We start from the raw sequence: 4,901 nt of genomic DNA, 5'->3' as shown, positions 1-4,901 counted from the left end.
GCTGACCTCCGAGCGCGCCCGCATCGACGCCTGCATCAAGGACATGCATCGCGCCCGGGAGGTCCTCGACGGTGTCATCCGCGCGGCCGGCGCCCGTCCCCCCCCCCCCCCCCCCCCCCCCCCACGGTGGGTCAGCCGAGGTCGCGGTGGTTGAACCGGAAGGTCCCGGCGGTGACGAGGAGGGCCGACACGGTGGCGAGGACGAGCAGACCGGTCCAGCCGACTCCGTTCCGCAGTGGCTCGCTGTCGATGTAGTAGTGGAACGGCGACAGGTAGGCGGCCCAGCCGAGGCCGATCTGGGCGGCGAAGGCGTGTGCGGCGTAGGCGGCGACACCGACGACCGCGGTGACCGCGAACACGACGCCGCGACGCCCGAAAGCGGCGCCGAGACCGGTGGCCAGCGCACCGAAGGTGACGGTCAGCAGGGTCAGGTGCACGCATTGGGCGGCGAACTGCCCGGCGCTGATCGCGGTCAGGTCGGCCCCGCCGCGGATGGCGAGCATCGCCAGCAGCGGCACGATCAGACCGAACACCGTGGCACCGAGATAGCCGGGCGCGGAGGCGATATCATCCATGTGCAGTGCGTCGCGCAGGCCCTCGGGCACATTCTCGGCTTGCGCGGCACCGTTTTTCGCCATCTGCGGATAGAAGCTCGCGTACATGACGGCGGCGAGGGTGATCCCGGCGGTCCAGCCGAGCAGGCCGCGGCGATTGACCCGCAAGGTCTTGCTGAGCACGACGGTTCTGGCGGTGGCCATCGCGGGTTCGATCATCGGGGCGACGGCGGCGGAGACGGTGGTCATGGCGGCGAAGTCCTTGTCGGTAGGCAGGTTCGGGAGTCGAGCGGTCACGCGGCGGGCCGCGGCGCGGCCTCGGCGCCGGCGTAGTGGCTGTAGAAGATCTCGTCGAGATGCGGCTCGGTGATGTGCAGCGCGGTCACGGTGTGCCGGGCGGCGGCCTTGACGATCGCATCGGGCGTACCGGTCAGCCCGGCTCGCAGTACGGTGCCCGAGTCATCGAGGATCGGGTCCACCAGACCGGGCACCGCACGGAACTCGTCGGCCGGAACCGCTGCGGCGAAACTGATTTCGATCCGCCTGGTGGCACCGGCACGGAGATCGGCGACGGTGTCGAGGGCGACCAGCGCGCCGTCGCGCAGGATGGCGATGCGGTCGGCGACTGCCTCGACCTCGTCCATGATGTGGCTGGACATGAACACCGTCTGCCCGTTCGCGGCCGCTTCGGTGACCAGCTCCAGGAACGTCTGCTGCACCAGCGGATCCAACCCCGACGTAGGCTCGTCCAGGATCAGCAGCTCAGGGGTGTGCATGAACGCCTGGACCAGCCCGACCTTCTGCCGGTTGCCCTTGGACAGGCTCTGGATCGTCGCGGTCTGGTCGAGGCCCAGCCGGGTGGCGAGGTCGTCGATGCAATGCTGCGGGACGCCGCCGCGCAGCTCGCCCAGGAACCGCAGGCAGTCCCGCACTCGTTGGCGGCCGTCGACAACGAAATCGCCTGCCAGGTAACCGATCCGGCGGCGCATCGCGACACCGTCGGCACGAGGATCCAGGCCCAGCACGGTCGCCGAGCCGGAGGTGGGCCGGATCAGGTCGAGAAGGAGCCGGATGGTGGTCGATTTCCCGGCGCCGTTGGGACCGAGATAGCCGAATACCTCCCCTTCACGGACGTCGAGGGTCAGTCCGGTCAAGCCGCGTCGCGTCCCGTAGGTCTTGGCGAGGTCGCGGATCTCGATGGCGTTGCTCATGACTCACACATTAACGAACTTTCAGAGATTTGTGAATACTCCGATAGTTCGGAGGACTCTGTATGCTGGTGGCATGGATTCCACACAGCGACTTCGCGATGCGGCCGAGCGGCTGGCACTGACCTTGGCGCAGGGCGGGATGCAGAAGACGACGGCGCGGGTGATGACGGCACTGCTGTACACCGAACAGGAAACGACGACAGCGGCGGACCTGTGCGAGCAGCTATCGATCAGCACCGGCGCGGTGTCGTCCGCGGTGAAACAGCTGACGCAGTCCGGAATGATCGAGCGGGTGCCGGCACCGGGCAGCCGCCGCGAGCACTACCGCTTCCCGAAAGGCGCGTGGGCACGGCTGTACACCTACCAGAACGCCTTGCTGAAAACGATGCAGGATGCCGCACAGGAAGGCCTCGACGCGACCACCGACGGCAGCCCAGCGGTCGACCGGCTCCGCGAGATGCAGGACTTCTACTCCTACATGGCTCAACAGATGCCCGCACTCATCGAACGCTGGCAGGAGAACTACGACAGATGACACGGGCCGCCGCAGCGAGCATCGTGATCGCTGCGAGCAGCCGATCCGAGGCTCGCATCAACGGGTTGCAACTCCACGGTGAACTCCGCCATATTCGCATCACCGCCGACTGCACCGACGGCCGTTTCCGGCCAAACTACACGAGCGCGAATCGTAGGCGATGCCCGCCACACTGTCATCACCACCCGAGAAACAGTGTCGCTCAACATATTCAGTGAGCATTGGAGACTACCGGCCCCCGTCGCCCGCGCGCGGTGCAGCGGTGACTTGTACCCAGTCGCCTGCAGGTGGCGGGCGTGGCGATGGGCGTATGCGGCATCGAACATACGGGCAACCTCGACAGCGAGGTGAACAGATGTTTACTATTGCAAACATGCGTTCACCTGACGACCGGACCGCGCGGGCGAGGATCCGCGACGAGGCGTTGCGGCTGTTCACCGAACGCGGGCCCGACATGGTGACGATTCGAGATGTCGCCGCGGCGGCTGGTGTGTCACCGGCGCTGATCATGCGCCACTACAAGACCAAGGAAGGGCTCCGCGCCGCGGTCGACGACCATGTCTCCGCGGTCTACGAGACTTTGCTCGGTGAGATCGTCGCGCCGGGCAACGGGAACGATCCCTTCGCGTCGGACGCAGTGCCGTCGATGGCCGAATTATTGGTCAAGCAGTTGCCGCCGGATTCCCCGATCCCTGCGTACCTCGGCCGAATGCTGCTCCACGGGGGCCCTGTGGCGACAGCAATCTTCGCGAGATTGCATGCGGCGAGTGTCGCGACGCTCGAGGCGATGGGCCGGGCCGGGCACGCCGATCCGGGCGAGGATCCGGCGGTGCGCGCAGCATTCCTGCTCGCCAACGACCTGGCCGTCATCCTACTGCGGGCCCGTCTGGGCGAGGTGCTGGGTGTCGATCCGTTGTCACGTGACGGGATTCGCCGCTGGGCCGGTGAGGCGTTGACGGTATATCGCACCGGATTGCGGGGTGCGCCCGGCGACCAGACTCATTGATCCGCTACGTAATCCGACCACGCTCCTCCCCGAAATCGAGGACTTGTCATGTCGTCCAACTCCGCCGTCGCCGACGCCCTTATCCGGCTGGCGACCCGCGCATTGCGCAACCGCCGGTTGATGCGCGCCCCGATCTGGTTGTACCGCGCTCGGCTGGGTTTCCTGTTCGGCTCGCGGATGTTGTTGCTGGAACACACCGGGCGTAAGTCCGGCTCCCGCCGATACGTGGTCCTGGAGGTGATCGACCGACCCGAAAAAGATTGCTACATAGTGGTTTCCGGTTTCGGTAAGCATTCCCAATGGTTCCGTAACCTACGCGTCGATCCCCGAGCGCGGGTGTGGGTCCGCCACCACGGCCCGGCCGACGCCGTAGCGCGGATACTGGATCCCGACGAAACAGCCGCCGCGCTGCAGTCCTATGTCACCACTCACCCTCGCGCCTGGAAGACGATGAAACCGGCAATCGAGAACACCCTCGGTGCCGCGATCGACGACCGCGGCACCGGGCTCCCCATGGTCGCGCTCCAGATCGCCGACCGCTGACAGTCGCTGCGGCAAGCAAAGGGCTTCTCCGAGCCACGGTTATCCCCTCGCCTGATCAGTGCGGACCATTGCGGTGCACCGCGATGCCACTGCGCTCAGCTCATGGCGATCGCGTGCTCGCGGGCGTACGCCTCGCGGCACCCCGCGGCGCAGAAGCCCACACGCACACCATCGTGGTCCAGAGTGATCGCCTGCTGGGTGTCGGGCACCAGCATCCCGCAGATCGGATCGAGTAGCTTGCCCTCCGGGACCTTCGCCGCTGCACCGGCGGCAGCCGCGGCGCGGTATACCTCCGTGAGGAAGTCGAGCACCCCGGCGGCGGTGACCGCTTTGCCGTCGAGTCCGATACTGCCGTCGGGAATCCCGTCCACTCGCACCCACAGCGATCCCAGGTCGCGCTCCCACCCGCGGGCGCCGTCCAGCCGGTTGACGGCAGCGCGCACGATGCCGATGAAGTGTCGCGAGGACTCGGCATCACGCCATGCCTGCGGGATCGTGATCGTGACGATCAGCGGTGGTGCGGCGCCCGGCTCCGGCGCACCGTTACCGGTACGCCATCCCTGCAGTTCCCGGTACGCCACGTGCGTGGCGAGGGACGCTCGCATCATCGTCTCTTCCGGTGCGTGCCCGGATCCGAGCAAAGGATCCAGCATCCGACCGGTGAGCAGACTCCGGTCGTCGTCGTCCAATGCCCCAGCGGGATGGGCGATCTCGATCAAGAACATGGTGGCCTTCCTTTCGGTCGCGGCCCGGCCCCGGCGGGCAGCCCGCACCGCCACTGTGATCGCTACCGGTGTCGCCCGTCCATGACCTCGGTGGTCTTGGAGGGGCATCGCTGTGGAGTGCGAGCCTGGTGCCATGAGTAGTACCGAGGCGAGTGTCGGAGCGATGGTGCGGTGGTGGCGGGGGGGGCCGCCGCCCGCGCCGCCCCCGGGCGGGGCGCCCCCCCCCGGCCCCCCTCCCCCCCCCGCGCGGGGGGGCGGCCGGGTGGGGGGGGGGGGGGCCGGCCCCCCGCGGCCCCCCCCAGCTCGATGTCGCGCTGGCTGCGGCGG

General features: G+C 67.9%; 6 protein-coding genes. 3 read left to right on the top strand and 3 right to left on the bottom strand.

Going from position 1 to position 4,901, the window contains the following annotated elements:
• Positions 1-131: 131 nt before the first annotated feature.
• Together QH470_RS30800 and QH470_RS30795 are read right to left on the bottom strand one after the other, a co-directional pair.
• Entirely contained in the window at positions 132-851 is a 720-nt protein-coding gene (locus tag QH470_RS30800) for an ABC transporter permease (RefSeq protein ID WP_280275884.1), read from the bottom strand.
• On the bottom strand, positions 848-1,765 hold the full coding sequence (locus tag QH470_RS30795) for an ABC transporter ATP-binding protein (RefSeq protein ID WP_280275883.1): 918 nt from the start codon (positions 1,763-1,765) through the stop codon (positions 848-850). The genes QH470_RS30800 and QH470_RS30795 overlap by 4 nt, the downstream gene beginning before the upstream one ends.
• Positions 1,766-1,838: 73 nt before the next feature.
• Here QH470_RS30795 and QH470_RS30790 point away from each other — a divergent pair, with 73 nt between their 5' ends.
• The 3 genes from QH470_RS30790 (at position 1,839) to QH470_RS30780 (ending at position 3,849) form a co-directional block, all read left to right on the top strand.
• Entirely contained in the window at positions 1,839-2,300 is a 462-nt protein-coding gene (locus QH470_RS30790; RefSeq protein ID WP_280275882.1) for a GbsR/MarR family transcriptional regulator, read from the top strand.
• Positions 2,301-2,673: 373 nt separating this feature from the next.
• Positions 2,674-3,306: a TetR/AcrR family transcriptional regulator gene (locus QH470_RS30785; RefSeq protein WP_280275881.1), complete on the top strand. Its 633-nt coding sequence runs from the start codon at positions 2,674-2,676 to the stop codon at positions 3,304-3,306.
• A gap of 48 nt (positions 3,307-3,354) precedes the next feature.
• Complete coding sequence (locus QH470_RS30780) at positions 3,355-3,849, top strand: nitroreductase family deazaflavin-dependent oxidoreductase (RefSeq protein WP_280275880.1); 495 nt, start codon at positions 3,355-3,357, stop codon at positions 3,847-3,849.
• A gap of 95 nt (positions 3,850-3,944) precedes the next feature.
• On the opposite strand, the gene QH470_RS30775 is transcribed toward QH470_RS30780, so the two are convergent.
• A complete protein-coding gene (locus tag QH470_RS30775) occupies positions 3,945-4,574 on the bottom strand; it encodes a hypothetical protein (protein WP_280275879.1) in 630 nt (209 codons plus the stop codon).
• Between the last annotated feature and the right edge of the window lie 327 nt (positions 4,575-4,901).

Source organism: Nocardia wallacei (assembly GCF_029868745.1).
GTDB classification, from domain to species: Bacteria; Actinomycetota; Actinomycetes; order Mycobacteriales; family Mycobacteriaceae; genus Nocardia; species Nocardia wallacei_B.
This window is presented reverse-complemented; position numbering and strand designations above follow the sequence as displayed.

Coding starts and splice junctions, on each gene's coding strand:
- QH470_RS30785 (WP_280275881.1), top strand. CDS start 2,674: ATGCGTTCACCTGACGACCGGACCGCGCGGGCGAGGATCCGCGACGAG.
- QH470_RS30795 (WP_280275883.1), bottom strand. CDS start 1,765: ATGAGCAACGCCATCGAGATCCGCGACCTCGCCAAGACCTACGGGACG.
- QH470_RS30775 (WP_280275879.1), bottom strand. CDS start 4,574: ATGTTCTTGATCGAGATCGCCCATCCCGCTGGGGCATTGGACGACGAC.
- QH470_RS30780 (WP_280275880.1), top strand. CDS start 3,355: ATGTCGTCCAACTCCGCCGTCGCCGACGCCCTTATCCGGCTGGCGACC.
- QH470_RS30790 (WP_280275882.1), top strand. CDS start 1,839: ATGGATTCCACACAGCGACTTCGCGATGCGGCCGAGCGGCTGGCACTG.